This window comes from Pelagicoccus sp. SDUM812003, assembly GCF_031127815.1.
Lineage (GTDB): Bacteria > Verrucomicrobiota > Verrucomicrobiia > Opitutales > Opitutaceae > Pelagicoccus.
This window is the reverse complement of record NZ_JARXHY010000003.1, coordinates 452,471-470,035: the sequence shown is the minus strand read 5'-3', so window position 1 is coordinate 470,035 and position 17,565 is coordinate 452,471. Positions and strand designations below refer to the sequence as shown.

The 17,565-nt window shown below is 59.8% G+C and carries 14 protein-coding genes; 7 read left to right on the top strand and 7 right to left on the bottom strand.

Annotated elements, in window-relative coordinates:
• The first annotated feature begins 145 nt into the window (after nucleotides 1-145).
• Entirely contained in the window at nucleotides 146-454 is a 309-nt protein-coding gene (gene groES, locus QEH54_RS06395) for a co-chaperone GroES (protein WP_309017816.1), read from the top strand.
• A gap of 25 nt (nucleotides 455-479) precedes the next feature.
• On the top strand, nucleotides 480-2,114 hold the full coding sequence (groL, locus tag QEH54_RS06390; RefSeq protein WP_309017815.1) for a chaperonin GroEL: 1,635 nt from the start codon (nucleotides 480-482) through the stop codon (nucleotides 2,112-2,114).
• A 207-nt stretch (nucleotides 2,115-2,321) separates the two neighbouring features.
• On the opposite strand, the gene QEH54_RS06385 is transcribed toward groL, so the two are convergent.
• Nucleotides 2,322-3,152, bottom strand: coding sequence for a gluconate 5-dehydrogenase (locus QEH54_RS06385; protein ID WP_309017814.1), 831 nt, complete (start codon nucleotides 3,150-3,152; stop codon nucleotides 2,322-2,324).
• Between the two features lie 32 nt (nucleotides 3,153-3,184).
• Nucleotides 3,185-4,021, bottom strand: coding sequence for a 5-dehydro-4-deoxy-D-glucuronate isomerase (gene kduI / locus QEH54_RS06380; RefSeq protein WP_309017813.1), 837 nt, complete (start codon nucleotides 4,019-4,021; stop codon nucleotides 3,185-3,187).
• A gap of 130 nt (nucleotides 4,022-4,151) precedes the next feature.
• Between kduI and QEH54_RS06375 the strand changes: the two genes are divergently transcribed.
• Nucleotides 4,152-4,901: an IclR family transcriptional regulator gene (locus tag QEH54_RS06375; protein WP_309017812.1), complete on the top strand. Its 750-nt coding sequence runs from the start codon at nucleotides 4,152-4,154 to the stop codon at nucleotides 4,899-4,901.
• 44 nt (nucleotides 4,902-4,945) lie between these two features.
• On the opposite strand, the gene QEH54_RS06370 is transcribed toward QEH54_RS06375, so the two are convergent.
• Together QEH54_RS06370 and QEH54_RS06365 are read right to left on the bottom strand one after the other, a co-directional pair.
• Nucleotides 4,946-5,782 carry a sugar phosphate isomerase/epimerase gene (locus tag QEH54_RS06370; RefSeq protein ID WP_309017811.1) on the bottom strand — a complete coding sequence of 279 codons (837 nt, stop codon included), beginning with the start codon at nucleotides 5,780-5,782 and terminating at the stop codon, nucleotides 4,946-4,948.
• Nucleotides 5,779-7,995: a glycoside hydrolase family 88 protein gene (locus tag QEH54_RS06365; protein WP_309017810.1), complete on the bottom strand. Its 2,217-nt coding sequence runs from the start codon at nucleotides 7,993-7,995 to the stop codon at nucleotides 5,779-5,781. The genes QEH54_RS06370 and QEH54_RS06365 overlap by 4 nt, the downstream gene beginning before the upstream one ends.
• A gap of 363 nt (nucleotides 7,996-8,358) precedes the next feature.
• Between QEH54_RS06365 and QEH54_RS06360 the strand changes: the two genes are divergently transcribed.
• Nucleotides 8,359-9,171 (top strand): M14 family metallocarboxypeptidase, encoded by an 813-nt coding sequence (locus tag QEH54_RS06360; protein ID WP_309017809.1) that lies wholly within the window; start codon nucleotides 8,359-8,361, stop codon nucleotides 9,169-9,171.
• Between the two features lie 15 nt (nucleotides 9,172-9,186).
• Here QEH54_RS06360 and QEH54_RS06355 read toward each other — a convergent pair whose 3' ends face one another.
• The 3 genes from QEH54_RS06355 to modA are packed head-to-tail and all read right to left on the bottom strand — an operon-like array spanning nucleotide 9,187 to nucleotide 11,793.
• Nucleotides 9,187-10,293 carry an ATP-binding cassette domain-containing protein gene (locus tag QEH54_RS06355; RefSeq protein ID WP_309017808.1) on the bottom strand — a complete coding sequence of 369 codons (1,107 nt, stop codon included), beginning with the start codon at nucleotides 10,291-10,293 and terminating at the stop codon, nucleotides 9,187-9,189.
• Nucleotides 10,290-10,976 (bottom strand): molybdate ABC transporter permease subunit, encoded by a 687-nt coding sequence (gene modB / locus QEH54_RS06350; RefSeq protein WP_309017807.1) that lies wholly within the window; start codon nucleotides 10,974-10,976, stop codon nucleotides 10,290-10,292. The genes QEH54_RS06355 and modB overlap by 4 nt, the downstream gene beginning before the upstream one ends.
• Before the next feature lie 22 nt (nucleotides 10,977-10,998).
• A complete protein-coding gene (modA, locus tag QEH54_RS06345; protein WP_309017806.1) occupies nucleotides 10,999-11,793 on the bottom strand; it encodes a molybdate ABC transporter substrate-binding protein in 795 nt (264 codons plus the stop codon).
• A gap of 268 nt (nucleotides 11,794-12,061) precedes the next feature.
• Here modA and QEH54_RS06340 point away from each other — a divergent pair, with 268 nt between their 5' ends.
• The 3 genes from QEH54_RS06340 to trpB all read left to right on the top strand — a co-directional run bounded on the left by QEH54_RS06340 (nucleotide 12,062) and on the right by trpB (nucleotide 17,293).
• The gene (locus QEH54_RS06340) at nucleotides 12,062-15,124 is read left to right on the top strand and encodes an endonuclease/exonuclease/phosphatase family protein (protein WP_309017805.1); all 3,063 of its coding nucleotides are present in this window, start codon (nucleotides 12,062-12,064) and stop codon (nucleotides 15,122-15,124) included.
• Nucleotides 15,125-15,276: 152 nt separating this feature from the next.
• Nucleotides 15,277-15,957, top strand: a complete 681-nt coding sequence (locus QEH54_RS06335) for a hypothetical protein (protein WP_309017804.1) — start codon at nucleotides 15,277-15,279, stop codon at nucleotides 15,955-15,957.
• Between the two features lie 130 nt (nucleotides 15,958-16,087).
• Nucleotides 16,088-17,293, top strand: coding sequence for a tryptophan synthase subunit beta (gene trpB, locus QEH54_RS06330; protein ID WP_309017803.1), 1,206 nt, complete (start codon nucleotides 16,088-16,090; stop codon nucleotides 17,291-17,293).
• Nucleotides 17,294-17,565 lie beyond the last annotated feature (272 nt).

The window sequence follows — 17,565 nt, the reverse complement described above, 5'->3', positions numbered from 1 at the left end:
CGCGATCCTTGGCGCTACGGGTGCTAATCGTCAGCGACGAATGCGATAGCCAGGCTGGCGACGCTCCTAAGAAACTGGCCGTGAGCCACCGCCTATCGCCTACCTTTACTCAATCAATCATCTGAAACCATCAGGAGAAAACGAAATGTCCGTTGTCACTAAACCTAAGATCAAACCTCTCGGAGCTCGCGCCTTGGTGAAGCGAGTCGACGAGGAAAACCAGCAAGTCGGCGGCATCTACATTCCAGACGCAGCCAAGGAAAAGCCACAGCAGGCCGAAGTGATCGCCGTCGGTCCGGGCGCCCGCTCGGACGATGGTCAGCTCACTCCGCTCCCCGTCAAAGCAGGCGACCGGATCTTGCTCAGCAAGTACGGCGGTACCGAGCTCAAGTACGACGGCGAAGACTACCTGCTGGTTCGCGAGGACGACATTCTCGCGCTTATCGAAAACTAACCCTTCCTAAGGAGATCAAAAGTTCATGAGCAAAAAACAACTCGTGTTCGACGAAAACGCTCGCAAGAAAATCCTTCGCGGCGTCGAGACCTTGTGCAACGCAGTCAAGGTCACCATGGGCCCGAAAGGCCGCAACGTCCTCATCGACAAGAAATTCGGCGCCCCGAAATCCACCAAGGACGGGGTGACCGTGGCCAAGGAGATCGAGCTCTCCGATCCCTACGAAAACATGGGCGCCCAGCTCGCTCGCGAAGTGGCCTCCAAGACCGCCGACTCGGCGGGCGATGGCACCACTACCGCCACCGTGCTGGCCCACGCTATATATAAAGAAGGCATCAAATCCGTCGCCGCAGGATCCAACCCGATCTACTTGAAGCGCGGCGTCGACCAGGCCACCGACGTTCTGGTGCAAAGCCTGCACAAGCTCTCGAAGAAAGTGTCCGGCACCGACGAGATCCGTCAGGTCGCCACCGTATCCGCGAACTGGGACACCGCCATCGGCAACATCATCGCCGACGCCATGGACAAGGTCGGCAAGGACGGCACCATCACCGTGGAAGAAGCCAAGTCCATGGAAACCACTCTCGAAGTGGTGGAAGGCATGCAGTTCGACAAGGGCTTCCTCAGCCCCTACTTCGCCACCAACGCGGAGACCATGGAGGCCGTATTGGAAAATCCATACATTCTCTGCTTCGAAAAGAAGGTCAGCAACCTCAAGGATCTGCTGCCCCTCTTGCAGGAAGTGTCCAAGAGCGGAAAACCGCTCCTGATCATCGCCGAGGATGTGGAAGGCGAAGCCCTGGCCACCCTGGTGGTCAACAAGATCCGCGGCACGCTCGACGTCGCCGCCGTGAAAGCCCCCGGCTTCGGCGATCGACGCAAAGCGATGATGCAGGACATCGCCACCCTCACCGGCGGCAAGTTCATCACCGAGGATTTGGGCCTCAAGCTGGAGAGCGTGAAGATGGAGGACCTCGGACGAGCCAAGCGCGTCACCATCACCAAGGAAGACACCACCATCATCGAAGGAGCTGGCTCCAAGAGCGACATCGAAGGACGCGTGAAGCAGATCCGTCGTCAGATCGAGGAAACCACCTCCGACTACGACCGCGAAAAGCTGCAGGAACGCTTGGCTAAGCTCGCAGGCGGCGTGGCCGTCATCAATGTCGGCGCTGCCACCGAGCCTGAACTCAAGGAAAAGAAGGATCGCGTGGACGACGCTCTGCACGCCACGCGAGCAGCGGTGGAAGAAGGCATCCTGCCAGGCGGTGGCGTAGCCCTGCTACGAGCCGCAGCCGATCTCGATGCCGCACTGTCCAAGATGGAGGAAGGCGACCAGAAGCAAGGCGCTCGCATCGTGCGCCGCGCCATCGAAGCCCCGCTCCGTCAGCTCTGCGAAAACGCTGGCGTGGAAGGCGCGTCCGTGGTCAACGAAGTGCTCAAGCTCAAAGGCAACCTGGGCTACAACGTGGCCACTGGCGCCTATGAAGACCTGGTGAAGGCGGGCGTGGTCGATCCAACAAAGGTCACTCGTCAAGCCCTGCAGAACGCAGCCAGCATCGCCGGCTTGCTGCTGACTACCGACTGCATGATCACCGACCTGCCCGAAAAGAAGAAGTCGGCAGCCGCCCCCGCGGGCGCAGACGACTACGACTACTAGGACACTCCGTAGCCGAATTTTCGATACGCAACACAAGAGCCACCCATCGCGGTGGCTCTTTCGCGTCCAGAAAGCCCCAGGTCCCTATTCGTATTCATATATCTAACACAAAAAAAGCCCCAGAAGCCGAAAGGCCGCTGGAGCTTTGAAATCCCGTCGTGTCAGCGGCACCGTTTTAAAACCGTAGCCGCATCGACGCGAGTGAAACTAAAGCGTCGCTTTATCGATAAGCTCGGCGTCCGGGAGATCGTTCTCGCCCTTGACATAGCCGAAGTTAGCCAGGATGCCGCCATCGACATACAGCACGTGGCCGTTGACGAAGCTCGAGGCCTGCGACGACAGGAATAGCGCCGCGTTTCCGACGTCCTCCGGCTCGCCCCAGCGAGCCGCTGGCGTACGGGTCATGACCAGATCGTTGAAGGGATGGTTGCCCTCGCGGATGGGAGCGGTTTGCGCCGTGGCGATGTAGCCCGGGCCGATACCGTTGACCTGAATGTTGTGCTTGGCCCACTCGCAGCACATGTTGGCCGTGAGCAGTTTGAGGCCACCCTTGGCGGAGGCGTAGGCCGAAACCGAGTTGCGGCCGTAAACGCTCATCATGGAGCACATGTTGATGATCTTGCCAGCGCGCTTCTTGATCATGCCAGGAGCCACGCGCTTTCCCACGATGTAGGGAGCGATGAGGTCCACGTCGATCACCGTGCGGTAGTCCTCAACGGACTGTTCCAAAATGGGGATACGCTTGATGATGCCGGCGTTGTTGACCAGGATGTCGATGGCGCCGACCTCCTTTTCGATCTGAGAGATGCCGCGGTCCACGTCCGCTTCGTCGGTCACGTTGAAGACCAAGGTGTAGACCTCGATGCCCGCTTCGGCGTACTCCGCCTTGCAGCTCTCGAGCTTCTCCTCGGAGATGTCGTTCACGCATATCTTGGCGCCGGCTTGACCGAGCTTCTTGCCGATAGCCATGCCGATGCCATGCGTGCCGCCAGTGATGAGGGCAACCTTGCCCGATAGATCGAATAGTTCGTTATTCATAAGATGAGGGACTAAGGAGTGATTCGAAAAAGCTACTTCAGCTCGTTGGGCTGGCGCACATCCATATCGGTGTAGTCGAGGTTTTCACCGGCCATGCCCCAGATGAAGATGTAGTTGGAGGTGCCTGCGCCGCTGTGAATGCTCCAGGAGGGAGAGAGCACCGCTTCGTGGTTCTGCATCCAGATGTGACGCGTCTCGTCTGGCTCGCCCATGAAGTGACAAACCGACTGGCCTTCCGGCACCTGGAAGTAGAAATACGCTTCCATGCGCCGCAGGTGGGTGTGGGCTGGCATGGTGTTCCAGACGCTGCCGGGCTTCAGTTCGGTCATTCCCATCTGCAACTGGCAGGTCTGCACCACTTCCTTCACCAGCAGCTGATTGATCTGACGCTCGTTGGAAGACTCCAAGGCGCCGAGCTTGAGAATCTTGGCATCCTCCAGCGTGACATGACGCGATGGGAAAGCCTGGTGAGCGGGAGCGGAGTTGAGATAAAGCAACGCCGGCTTGGCCGCATCGACCGAAGCGAAGGTCACTTCCTTGGTGCCAGCCCCGAGATAGAGAGCCTCCTTGAACTTGAGGGTGTAGGTGGTGCCGTCCGCTACCACGGTGGCGTCTCCGCCCACGTTGATCAAACCGAGCTCGCGGCGATCGAGAAAATGCTCCGCCTTCAATTCAAGAAAAGGCTCCAGAGCGAGCGTGTCGGTGGTAGGCTTGACGCCGCCGACGATGTAGCGATCGAGCAAGGAGTAAACGAGCTTGATCTCGTTGTCTTCAAACAGGTCGGAGATGAGAAACTCATCGCGGATACGACTGGTGTCGTAGCTTTTGAAATCACCTGGATGGCATGCGTAACGTACTTCGTACTTCATAAAACAGTATCAGGGTTGAGTTCGCGTTCAGGGGTAAATGCAGGCCGCAAAACAAACCGTTGCGCCCGAGTCGAGTCAACGCTATATTCCATATTTGACTTTTGATTTCATATATGAAATCCGAATCCCCATGTCCGAATACACCATTCCCAACCTCAAGAACGCCTGCAAGGTACTGCAGATGATCGCGGACTCCCAGCAGCCGCTGACCATGTCGCACATCGCGGATACGCTTTCCCTGCCACGCAGCACCGTGTTTCGGATCCTCACCACGCTTTGCGAGCAAGGGTGGCTCTTTCGCGAAGAAAAGTCCTATCGTCTGGGAGGCGCTCTGATCGGGCTCGGACGAAAGGCCATCAATTCGTCGACCATCAATCAGCTCGCCCGCCCCTTTCTCAAGGAGGTCACCGAACTCACTGGAGAGACTTCGCAACTGGCCATGCTCAGCGGCAAGCGAACTGTGATCCTCGAGGTAGAGGACAGCCCTCACCCGCTGGCGGCCCATTCGCGGCCCGGTACGGAGGCCGACATCCACTGCTCGGCCTCCGGCAAGGTTCTCATGGCCTTTGGCAGCGAATCCGATACGCAAAAGGTGCTGGGGTCGCTCAGCTTCGAGCGTCACACCGGTAAAACAATCACCGATCGCAGCGCCTTCGAGAGCGAGCTGGAACGTATCCGCTCGGCTGGATACGCCATCGATGAGCAGGAATATCACGAAGGCATTCGCTGCATCGCGGTTCCGGTTTTCGAAAACGCTCAATCCGCCTCCTACTCCATCGGCATCACCGCCTCGACGCACCGCTTCACGCGAAGGAAGATCAAGGGCTTCGCTAAGATCCTTCAGGATGCCGCCACTCAGCTAGGGTCTCACATCGCCTGACGGCCGGCGATTCGTAATCGTTTTCTAGATACAAATAAAAGCTATTAGGCGGGCCAGAACTTGTCGATGTGGGCGAGGCAGCCTTCGATGGTATCGGGTCCCGAGTCCTCCAGCAGCACGCTGATGCCCGGCTTGTCCTTGGCGATCAGGCCGCAAAGGCGTCCGTAGTCAAGCTGACCGAGACCGGTGGCGAGCTGACGATACTCGCCGCCTTCGACTGAATAATCCTTGGCATGGATGATGGCGATGCGATCGCCATAAAGCTGAAACGGCTCCTCGATCATGCGGGCCTCGTCCTGATAGTTCTCGGCGTTGATAAGGTTCACCGGATCATGGATCACCACCATGGCGGGCGAACGGATCTCGTCGATCAGTCGCTTCATCCTTTCCGGAGTGGATATGGTGTGGTGCGTCACCGCTTCCACTGCCACCTTGGCGCCGACCGCCTCCGCGGTCTCCACCAGCTCCGCGATGCTGCGCACGAGCGCCTGAAACGTTTGCTCGCTGCCGGTGTTTGGATCCGGAGCGTAGTCGACGTTTGGGGTGCCGGTTTCCAGCCCGACCAAGCTACCGCCCATGTCGCCCACGAAGCGCAGGTGGTCCTTGAAAAACCGCAGCAGCTCCCCGCGCTGAGCGTCGTCGGGATTCACGGGGTTGATGTAGCAGCCAAGCACCGCGATCTGCACGCCGTTCGCTCGAAACGCCTCACCGACCTCCCAGGCCAGCCCCGGATTGAGGTCGCCGGGCTTGAGAGCCAAGCCCGCGATGGCCTTGTTCAGAGCCAGCTGGGCGCAGCAAAGTCCCCGTTTTTTCAGTCGCTCAGCCAGTTCCTGAGCCGAGCAGGTTCCAAAGTCGTGCGCGCGCGCTCCGATTCGTTTCATGCCAGCAATTGGTTCGATTTTTCAGCTTCCTGGAAGTCGCGGAGTCGAATGACTTCCACCCCTGCCAACAGCACGATGCCGATGCCGTGCGTATCGTTTAGCCGAGGAAGCAGGTCCTTCTTGTAGTACTCAGGGCTGAAGGAAAACTCCGAGCCGCGGCAGACGCCGTACACGTTTCCATCTCGATCGATCGAGGCCCGGTTGAGGGCCGTCCACGCTTTGAAAACCGCTTCGGAATAGGGAGCCGGCTCCTCCAGCCAGCCGTGGCGGATGCCACGCGAAAAGCCGAAGATGAACATGGCCGTGCAAGAGGTCTCCGGATAGGAGTCCAGATGAGTCAGCACCTGATGCCAATAGCCCTCGCTGTCCTGCAGGGCGAGAATGCCCGCGCAGAGCTCACGGAAGAACGAAAGGAGCTCCTCCCGGTTCTCGTGATCCTCCGGCAGCACGCCGAGCAGCTCGGCCAGAGAGAATACGGTCCAGCCGTTTCCGCGACCCCAGGGCACGCCAGTGGCCATCTCGCGCCGCAGGTCGTAGACATGCGACATCAGCCCTTCCTCCGGAATGTAGAGGCGCTTGCGGAATCCGAGGAACTGACGGGCCGCATCGTCCACGTAGCGCCGATCGCCCGTGAGCTGATAGTAGCGGCACAGGAACGGAACGCTCATGTAGAGGTCGTCCGCCCACATGGTGTTCTCATGAAACTCGTGCATCATCTCCCGCCGATAGAAAGCCCCGTCGGGAAAACGATCCTGCTTGTTGGCGATGAACTCGGCCACGAAATGGGCGATGCGCTCGTACCCCTTCAAGTCGCAATGCTGAGCGACTTCCAGCATGCTGGAGCCGAAGGAGCCGCAATCGTCCAAGCTATCGATGCTTGAGAGCAGCCGGTGCATGTGCGTCGGGCCGCCAAACTGAGACCGGTCCCAGAGCGAATAGGGATAGCTCGAGCAACAGACCTGCACGTGGTCGCGCACGTAGGAGCAGATCTCCTCATCCCCCAAGGCCAGACCAGCGTGCAGCAAGCCGTACACCGTGACCCCCAGCGGGTAGTTCCAGCGCCCGAACAACGGATTCTCGTTGTAGAGACGCAGGTAGGTGTCCGGCGCGTCCAAGCGCCAGTAGCCCGGGCCATCGCTGGTTTCATGCACGAAGTAGAAATCCCGCATGTCGTCGAAGCGAGGCGGGCGCTCAGCGTCGAACGGACCCGCGTAGAGCCAGGTTTCCGAGCTTCCCTTCAGGTCGCAGGGACTCTTCGTGGCGACAGGACCGTCGGAGCTCAGCTCCAGGTCGAACCCCCAACCGCCCTGGTCTCCCACGCACAACGCCACCAGGTCATGGCGTCCTGGCTCGACGGAAAACTCGGCGTGAATCGTCTCCCCAGACTCAACCTCGCAGACGTCGTTTCCATCCAGCAAAATGCGAACGCTCCCTTGAGCCCGGCCTTTGGCGACGACCTGCAGCGAGCACCCGGAGGCGTTTTCCAGCTTGGTCCACCCCAGAGCGGTCTTACCCTCCTTCGGGCCGAAAATCCGGGCGAAAACGCCCTTCTCCTGGGGCGAGGCTTCCCATCGGTTGCACGGGTGCCAGCGGTGGCTGGAGTCCGCTTCCGACTGCCCCAGCGCGGGTTTCACCTCGACCTTGGCTGGAAACGGATCCGTGTACAGCCAACCTTCCTGGCCGGACCGCTCGGCGGAGGGCATCATGAAAACATAGGGGTGTTTGCCCAGCCAGGAGCCGAACTTCCAGCCGAAGCCGCCCCGGGTCTTCTTCGCCCGGATGACGAACTGGTTCCAGCCCTTGCGCAGGGTCAACGTGAAGCGGTTGTGCTTGTTCGGATAGCGTTCCGTGAAGATGTTGGACTCCCAAGCGACCTTGCCGTTGAGATAGACCACGATCGGACCGTAGCAATTGATGTCGAACATCATCTCCGCATCGAGCGCCGACCACATCTTGGACCAGGCGAAGACGTACTCCTCGTTCTGGGCCTCCGGAAAAAAGCGATTGAAATCAGCCTCGTAGCGGTAGTCCTTGGCCCGCTGGATGCCTCGAGTGCAAAACGCTCGATAGCTCACCGGCGCTCGCGGGTTGAGCTCCTTGAAGCGACGGGCGATCACGGAAAGCGTTTCCTCTGGACGATCCGAAGCCAGCTCCGCCATGCAACGCGACTCGTCGAAGTAATAACCGAGCGATGTTGAAAACGGCGGCTTCATGGATGCGGAGCGTTGCGATTTTCACCACTGTCCACATCCGAGGGCGAGCCCGCAGAACGACAGCGATACGAGGTTGAAAGTGGAGGTTGCGATAGGGAGAATTTCATGGAGCAGATTTGGGGCCTGATTCGTACACAGAACCTTGGGGTGGTTCGATAAATCTCGCCCGAGCCGACCTTTCCGCCAACCGATCAGGCCTCATACAGTCAGAAAACCCCAGAGAATTTACCTAACCACCTCGAGCAACCCTTCGCGAAAAGCGAAACGCCTGTCCACTGGCCGCTTCGCTGCGCGTTGCCCGTCAGAATGCGGTGCGGACGCAATACCACTTGCAAATGCCTTGGCGGGCTTAAGCTTAGCCCCATGGGCTCTTCCTCCCGCAACGAACCCCCTCCATCGTCGTCGCCAACCCCTTTCGACTACGGGCGCTTCAGCGAACGCTTCGACCTCCGCGCCCGGGAAAACGGGTTTCAAAAAACCTCGCTGCTGCGGGTGGATGGCGACGACATCGCGCTCTGGCGCAAACCCGCCGCCGCTGGCGAAACCGATAAACGCGTCTTCGTCTCCGCCGGAGTGCACGGCGACGAACCTGCTGGCCCTCTGGCCCTGCTGTCCCTGCTTGAGAGCGACGCCTTCGCTAAGGATTTCGAATGGATCCTGCTGCCAGCTCTCAATCCCAGCGGGCTGCGACTCGGCACTCGCGAAAATCGAGACGGCATCGACCTCAACCGCGACTTCCTGCGCCTGCAAAGCCAAGAGATCCAGGCCTTCACCCGCTGGTGGCGACGAGATATGCCCCAGGGCTGCGCCCTGCACTTCTCGCTGCACGAGGACTGGGAGTTTAGCGGCTTCTACTTCTACGCAATCAACTCCAGTCCGCTGCGCTGCTTCGCTCACGATCTGCAGCGCCAGCTCGCCCAGCACATCACCTTGCAAGCGAAAGGCCCCATCGACGATCACGAGCTCGACGCTCCCGGTCTCATCGTGCACCGCTGCGAAGCGGACGAACCGGAGGGCTGGCCCGAAGCGATCTGGATCAGCAAGCACCACCCAGCGCTCTCCTACACCTTCGAGGCCCCCAGCTCTCAACCGCTCGAGAAACGCGAAGCGGGACTCGCGATCTGCTTGAAAAGCGCCATCGAACTGGCTCGCTCCCGATTCGGCGAACCTCGCTAGCGCAGCATTCGTTTCTCAGGCGTACACCGCGACCGAACTGGACTTGAAAAACAGCCAGACGTCGTCGCCTACGCCGATGCCCAGCTCTTCCACCGCGTCGCGGGTCAGCTCGACCACCACCGAAACGCTGGGGTCGCTGGCCAGACGCGCCACCAGCAGATAGCGGTGCTCGGAAAACTCCAGCGAATCCACGGCGCCAAAAAGAAAGTTCCGGGCCGATACGCCGCGTAGTTGCTCCTTGGCGACAAATATCTCATTCGCAGCCAAGCCAAGCGTCACGACCTGGTGGACCTCCGCATCGACGCGCTCGGTCGTGATCACCTGTCCCCGATCGGGATCCCCCACTCGAAGCCTGGAAGCGTGCTCGCCTTGCTCGATCAGCTCCGCGTGCAGAATGTTTTCAAACCCGTCCAAACGCGCCGTGGCATAAACGTCGGACCGCGAGAACACCTCGGTCGGAAGGCCCTGCGCCACCCTGGAGCCATCCCGCAATACCACCACCTCGTCGCACAAAGCCAGCAACTCCACCGGATTATGGGAGACGATCAGGATCGGAAGATCAAAGCTCTCCTTCACCGAAACAAGAAACGGCAGGATGCGATGCCTCAGCTTCATGTCCAGCGAAGCGAGCGGCTCGTCCAACAGCAGAAGACTCGGCCCCGAGCAGAGCGCACGGCCCAGGGCCACGCGCTGGCGTTCCCCGCCAGATAGCTCGTGCGGCATGCGCTCGAGCAATGGCTCCAACTCCAGCACGCGCAACACTTCCTTGAATACACGGCCGGGATCGACGCCCGATTTCGCCGCCCGCCGAAACCCAGCCTCCAGATTCTGCCTGACCGAATAGTGAGGAAACAGAAGATGATCCTGCGGAACGTATCCGATTTTTCGAACACCAGCAGCAGCGATAGACTTCTCGCTTGTATTCAACCATTCATGACCGCCAACTCGAATCACGCCTGACGCCCCTAGCCTCAACCCCGCAATCGCTTCAAGCAAGGTGGTCTTGCCCGAGCCGGATGGCCCGAAAACGCCGAGCACTCGCGAACGGGACTCGAAATCCAGCTGCAGCAGAAAGGAGCCCTGCTTCAGCGTCAGATCGACTTCGAAAACCGGATCGCTCACCGGGCCCCCTTTCCGCTTGCCGAATTCGACGAGGGACGGGACAACCACTCCGTCAAGAACACCGCCAGAAATCCGACCGTCAAGGCGACGAGCAGCAACGCGTTGGCCCGCCCTTCATTGCCTGCTTGCTGAGCGCTGTAGATGGCCGACGACAGGGTCTGCGTACGTCCGGGGATGTTTCCGGCCAGCACCACCGAAGCCCCGAATTCACCCATCGCTCGCGTCAAGCCGAGCACCGCCGCGGCGATCAGCCCTCGGTACGCCAATGGCAACGTCACCGTAGCGAAGGTGCGGATACGCCCGTACCCAAGCGTGCGAGCCATGGTTTCCAAGCGAGGATTGACCGCCTCGAAGCTCACTCGCGCCGTGCGTACCATCAGCGGCATCGACATGACCGAACACGCCACCACCACGCCCTTCCAATTGAGCAGCAAATCTAGATCCACGCCTAAGGCGCGGCGGCCCAGGGGACCATCGTCCGCCAAAAGGGTGAGCAGCAGATAGCCCACCGCAGTTGGCGGCAGGACCAATGGCAGGCTCACGAGAGCCGACACCGCGTTCTTCCCCCAGAACTCCCGCTTGGCGAGCTGGTAGGCGATCAAAAGAGACGGCCCAAGCGCTACCAGCGTCGAGATGCACGCCCAAAGCAGGGTGGATGCGACCACCGACGCCACTGAGTTCATGCTGGACTGCCCCTTTCCCGCTTCATTGCGCCATGATGAAACCAGCTGCTTCAAAGATTCGCCTGGCTCGGTCCGAGCGAAGAAACGCTACGAAATCCCTGGCCAACTCCAGTTGCTGGCTCTGCCGCAAAATGCCGATCGGATAGAGAATTTCGGGACCTTGCGACGGAGCGATTTCAAAGATCGTATCAACATCGTCACCACGAGCCAGCGCGTCGGTGCGATACACGATGCCGATCACATCCTCGCTTCCGATTACCTGCGACAGCGCCGCTCTCACGTCAGGCGCCGGCGAGATCCGCCCCTCCAGCCTCTGCCAAACGGATTGCGCCCCATCCGAACAGGCAACGCCCGAAAGGTATTGCTTGGCGTAGCCGCCAGCAGGCACGAACGCCGGGTCACCAGTGGCCAACAGGTCGAAGGGCAGCGAACAGAGCTCCTCGATCGCATCCAGCCTGTAGTCGGATTCGCGGTTCGCCACCACCACCAGGCTATTTGAAAGCAGCGATTCTCGCCCCCCCTCCAGGATGCGACCGGCCGATTGCACCTCATCCATCCACCGTTCGCTAGCGCTGATGAAAAGATCCGCCCGCGGCGAGGCGATGATTTGCTGGGCCAGGGCTCCAGAGCCCGCGAAATTGTAAACGAGCTTCGCTCCGCTTTCCGCTTCGAATGCCGCCCCGACCTCCTGAATCACATCAGTCATGCTAGCCGCCACGAACAGCGTCAAACGACGCGGGCTGTCCCCTTCGGAAGAGCAGGCTCCGAGGAAACAGACAAGCGCCAAAACAAAGCTGAGATGGAGAATCCCGTTCATAGTCCGTGGGTTAGCAATCCACATGCCACTGGGATTGTCAATGCGCCGGTCCCTCGGATTGCGCTCCCCTTCGGACCACGACCGGATGTCAAATCGTGCAGCCGCCAAACTCCGTATCCACGCTTTCGTCACAAATCTCCCTCAAAGGTTTCAATCAGGTTAATCCCTTTGTCGAAACCCGCCAGCGTCCTATTGCTACTTCGGTCTAATCGAAAGACGCAGCTCCTTGGTATCTGCGTTTCAACTACAAAACGATCCAACCATGCAAATGCTCAAGACAAACTCACTGATTCGGAGGACTCTGGCGCTTGGCAGTCTCCTCCTCGCCGCCAGCTCGCAGGCGGACACCATCGCCTATACCAGCTTCGAGGAGGCCAGCGTCTTCTCGGGCAACTACACCGACACCGGCGACGCCGGCGACGACCACCCCCTCGTCAACAATCCGGATCAGCCTCTGGTCAATCTGACCGGCTCCAACGAACTCGGTTTCAGCTCCGCCTACTACAACACCCGGAACGACGTCGGACTCACCGACGGCGACTTCGTAGGAGTCACTAGCTACACCGGCGAAGTTGGGAGCTACCCGGACGGAACGAACGGATTCGAAATCAACGATCCGGACGGCGTCATGCGCCTGACCATCGACACAGTCGACCTGTCCTCCCACCCAGAAACGACCCTATCTCTCGACCTCTACGTGAGCGACACCGGTTGGGAGTCGAACGATCGCATCCGCATTTGGGCCGAAACGGAGAGCGCCACCTACGACCTGCTCGACACCGCGGGCTCCGACATCGACGACCTTGGCATCGAAGGCTTTTGGTTCACCCTCGATCAGGATCTGAGCGGCTCCGCTTGGGCCACCTTGCGCATCGAGCTGGATTCCAACTCCGGCAGCGAAAACCTATACGTCGACAACATCCGTTTCACCGACCAAGCCATCGACGGAAATCCGGGCGACGGCGACGATCCGGAGGTCGTTTTTTCCGACTCCACCTACACCAGCTTCGAAGAACCCGCGACCGGAGGCAAGTACGCCGACCCAGACTCGGCAACCGACCACCAGCTTGCAAACAACGCCGGACAAGCGAGCGTCTACTACGCAGGTGGAAACGAGGTCGGATTCCGCTCGTTCTACGAAAGCACCGGGGGCGAGGGGCTTAGCGACGGCGACTTTATCGGAGTCAGCTCATACACTGGCGACGTGGGAGCATTCCCCGATGGGAGCCAAGGGTACCAGCTTTCAGACGTGGACGGGATCGTGCGCGTCGAGCTAGACGTCATCGACATGGCTCTGGTAGAAGCCATCCCGACCCTGCTCGTGGATGTCTATGTCAATTCGACGAGCTGGGAATCCTCCGATCGCATCAAAGTGTGGGTGGAGAGCGACCTCGGAGTAGCTCCCCTGCTCGACTCCACCGGGCAGGACATTGACGACCTCGATATCGAAGGTCGCTGGATCACCCTTTCCACAGACCTCACTGGCGCCAGCTACGCAGCCGTAAAGTTCTCGCTCGAAAGCAACGCTGCCTCGGAAGGAATCTATATCGACAACATCCGTTTCGGCCCCGAGCCGACCATCCCAGAAGTCACCATCATGGATATCCAAGGAGCGTCGGAGATTTCTCCACTGATCGGCGAGCGAATCGTCACCGAAGGCGTCGTGACTGCGGTGACTGCGGACCGCAACAGTTTTTGGATACAAGACTCCGATGGCGACGGAGACCACCGCACGTCCGACGGCATTTTTGTCTACAGCTCGGATATCGTGCCCGAAACGGGAGACCTCGTTCGTCTCCAAGCAAGCGTCACCGAGTACGCCAGCGGCTCTCGACCGACCGATCTTCCAGTGACAGAACTTACCTCTGCGAAGGTGGAAGTTCTTTCCAGCGGCAACCCGCTGCCAGCCCCAATCGTGATCAGCGACATGCCAAACGAGTCCATCCCCGAGGCCATCGCCTTGCTCGAATCCCTCGAAGGCATGCGGGTGAAGATCCCCTTCGGCCTGGTGGTGGCTTCAACCAACCGCTACGGCGAGTTCCACATCGTCACCGGCGCAGACGCCCAGCCAGGATCCGGCTTCTCCCCCTGGTACGGGCAGATGATACTGCGCCCCATCGGCGATCAGGAAGTCGACTACAATCCCGAGCGGATCCTTGTCGACGACCTCACTCTCGACGAACCGTTCGTAGTGATGCCTGGAGATTCGTTCGAAGACCTCACCGGAGTCGTACACTACGAATTCTCCAACTACCGTATCCAGCCTACGGATACAGGGAACGCTACCATCGAACAGACCGCCACGGAAATCAGACCTCTCCACTGGTGGGTCGCCTATCTGAAAGCGCTTATCGATCGCAAGCACATCGACGTAGCGACCCTCAACACGGAAAACCTCTTCGACCTTGAGGACAACCCCGATAAGAACGACCAAGGTTCGACACCGGCTACCGAAGATCTTGAAACCAAACTCGACAAACTCGCCGCCACCATCGGCATCGGGCTCGGCCTGCCGGAAATCGTTTGCGTCCAGGAAGTGGAAAACCAAGCCGTGCTGCAACTCCTCGCAGATCGCATCAACGGCAAGCTTCACCACCTCGTCGACTACACCGCCGTCTCCCTGGAGACCAGCGATGCTCGCGGCATCGAAACCGGCTTCCTATTCGACCAACGTCGAGTGTCGTTGAAAAACCACTACCAGATCAGCGACGACATCGTGCCAGGCGTTTCAGAAGCGTTCGGAGCAACCAGCGCCAGCAAAGGCCGCGAACCGCTGGTCGGAGTCTTCAAAGCCAACGGCAAGGAGTTGACCATCGTCAACAACCACTTCAAGAGCAAGGGAGGCGACGAACCGCTCTACGGAGCCAACCAGCCCGCCGTTCGCGAGTCGGAAATCCAGCGCAAGCTGCAAGCCCAAGTCGTTCGCGATTTCGCGGACCTGATCCTAGAAAAAGAGAAAAACGCCTACCTTATCGTGACTGGCGACTTCAACGACTTCCAATTCGCCGAACCGGGCGAGGGCGAAAACCATACCCTAGGAATCATCGAAGGCGACGGCACCAAGCATCCGCTGGACAATCTCATCGTGTCTCGAATCCCTGAATACAGTCGCTTCACCTACGTCTACGAAGGCAACAGCCAGGCGCTCGACCACTTCCTCGTAAGCCAGAAACTCGCCAAGCGAGTGGCGAAAGCCGAGATCGCGCACATCAACGCAGCCTATCTCGACGAATTCATGCAAGACGCCAGCGTTCTGGAGCGCTCGTCCGATCACGACCCGGTTCTCGTGAAGATCAGTCTCAACGACACCCGCCGTTTCTTCTTTCGATAGCAACGCTCGAGGGCCCAACTCACGCCAAGCAAGACGCGACCTCCGAACGGGGGTCGCGTCTTTTTCGATCCAACACCACTCTCGGACGAGGCGCGATTTATCTAAATCAGCCGATGGTCCTACCGTTCTCTAAAAGGAATCCACAACTCGCCATGCCAGAAAGCTCCCTGCAGACCTACCACCTCTACCATCGCTACGGCCAACGCGACGGCGTCTCGGGCGAGCAATACCGGATCTACGATTCAAATCAGACCTTGCTCGGGCGCGGAGTCGGAACCCGAAAAAGCAAAGCCCTTACCCTGCAGTTCACAGACCGCGAGCCGCCTCGCTGCTTCGAACTGAAACTCCGCAAGACCTTTGCCCTCAGCGGAAAAATCGACCTGCTCGACAGCTCCGGTCAACCGTTGGCCATCGTCACACGCAGCAAGAAGATCCTGACCCCCAGCGAGCAGGAACTGCTGCAGTTCGAAGATCCAACCCCGTGGAAGGACAAGCTGAAAGAGGGCATCGTGGGAGGGATCGGAGACATCATTTTCGGCACCGGAGACGCCGCAGGCGGGTCGATCGTCAACCGCTACGTCATCGCCAGCGAAAGCTCTCCCGTAGGCACGCTGGTCAAGAAGCGCCTCGCCTTCTATCCCGACCCGCCCCCGCAGCCCCCCTCCCACCTGCTGGCCCGCGGCCTCAAAGCCGTACTGCCCAGGAAATGGACCCGCCGCGAACCGCCGTTGGGCTGGACCTTGACGCTCGCCCTCGAGGCCCTCCCCCTCACCGAAGACTGCCTCCTCTCCGCCACCGCCATGATCATCGAACTCAATCGATGGGCGCGCTGAACCACGGCGATCACGACGTCTTCTGTCCGCGAGCAGCGGCGCTAATACCCCTTCCCGCGATCGATTTACATCTTTGTCAGCGGCCGCCGCCTCGCCTTGATTTGACGCTCAACCCCAAACAAGGATCAGTATGAGCGATTACTTCAAAACCACTCCCGACACGGACGGCCGATTCGGCGAATTCGGCGGCAGTTTCATTCCGCCTGAGCTGCAGGCGGAAATGGACACGATCACCGATGCCTACTATCGAATATCCAAGTCGCACGCCTTCATTTCCGAACTGCGCAGCATCCGCAAGCACTTCCAGGGACGCCCCACCCCGGTCTACTACTGCGATCGGCTCTCCGGCGAACTCGGCGGGCGCATCTACCTGAAGCGGGAGGATCTCAACCACACCGGAGCCCACAAGCTCAACCATTGCATGGGCGAAGCCCTGCTGGCGAAACACATGGGCAAGAAGCGGCTGATCGCCGAAACGGGCGCCGGGCAGCATGGCGTGGCCCTCGCCACCGCCGCGGCCTACTTCGGGCTGGAGTGCGAGATCCACATGGGCGAGGTCGACATCGCCAAGGAGCACCCGAACGTGGTGCGCATGAAGATCCTCGGGGCCGAGGTGGTGCCGGTCAGCCACGGGCTGAAAACGCTGAAGGAAGCGGTCGACTCCGCCTTCCAGTCCTACCTCAAGGATCCGGTCAATACCATCTACTGCATCGGCTCCGTGGTAGGTCCGCACCCCTTCCCCATGATGGTGCGCGAGTTTCAGCGGGTGGTGGGCATCGAGGCGCGCGAGCAGTTTCTGGAAATGACCGGCGAGCTTCCGGACAACATAGTGGCTTGCGTCGGCGGCGGCAGCAACGCCATGGGGATCTTCTCCGCCTTCCTCGAGGACCATCAGTGCTCCATCTACGGGGTGGAGCCAGCCGGCCGCTCCTACGAAACCGGCGACCACGCCTGCACCATGAAGTTCGGCAAACCGGGCATCATCCACGGATTCAAGTGCCAGATGCTGCAGGACGAAAACGGCGAACCCGCTCCGGTCTACTCCGTGGCCAGCGGACTGGACTACCCGGGAGTGGGCCCCGAGCACTGCATGCTGCAGGCAAGCGGGCGCGTGACCTACGGCGACGCCAACGATCAGGAAACCATCGACGCCTTCTACAAGCTCAGCCGTCTCGAAGGCATCATCCCGGCCCTGGAGAGCGCCCATGCCGTGGCCTTCGCCATGAAGCTGGCCAAGGAAAAGCCGCGCCAGTCCATCCTGGTCAATCTCAGCGGCCGCGGCGACAAGGACATCGACTTCATCGTGGAAAAGTACGGCCTACCGGAACGGTCCTAAACAAGGCTGGCCCAAGCAGTTGTCGTCACTCGCGCCCGAACGTTCTCGGGCGCTTTTTTTGCGGGTTCGCGCAAGGTCGCCTCCCGCGAATCCACCTTTTTTCCGGCCCCGGCCCTTCCATTGGGAACAAAGACGCGTACATTTCATCTTACTACCCCCCAAACGCTTAAGCAGAGACGATAGAACGTGGCTCCTCGGCTGCCGAGCGTTAGTTAAACACCGAAGAACCTGCCCGGATTCAGGGCCAAACCGAAACCGCCACGCCAATTCAC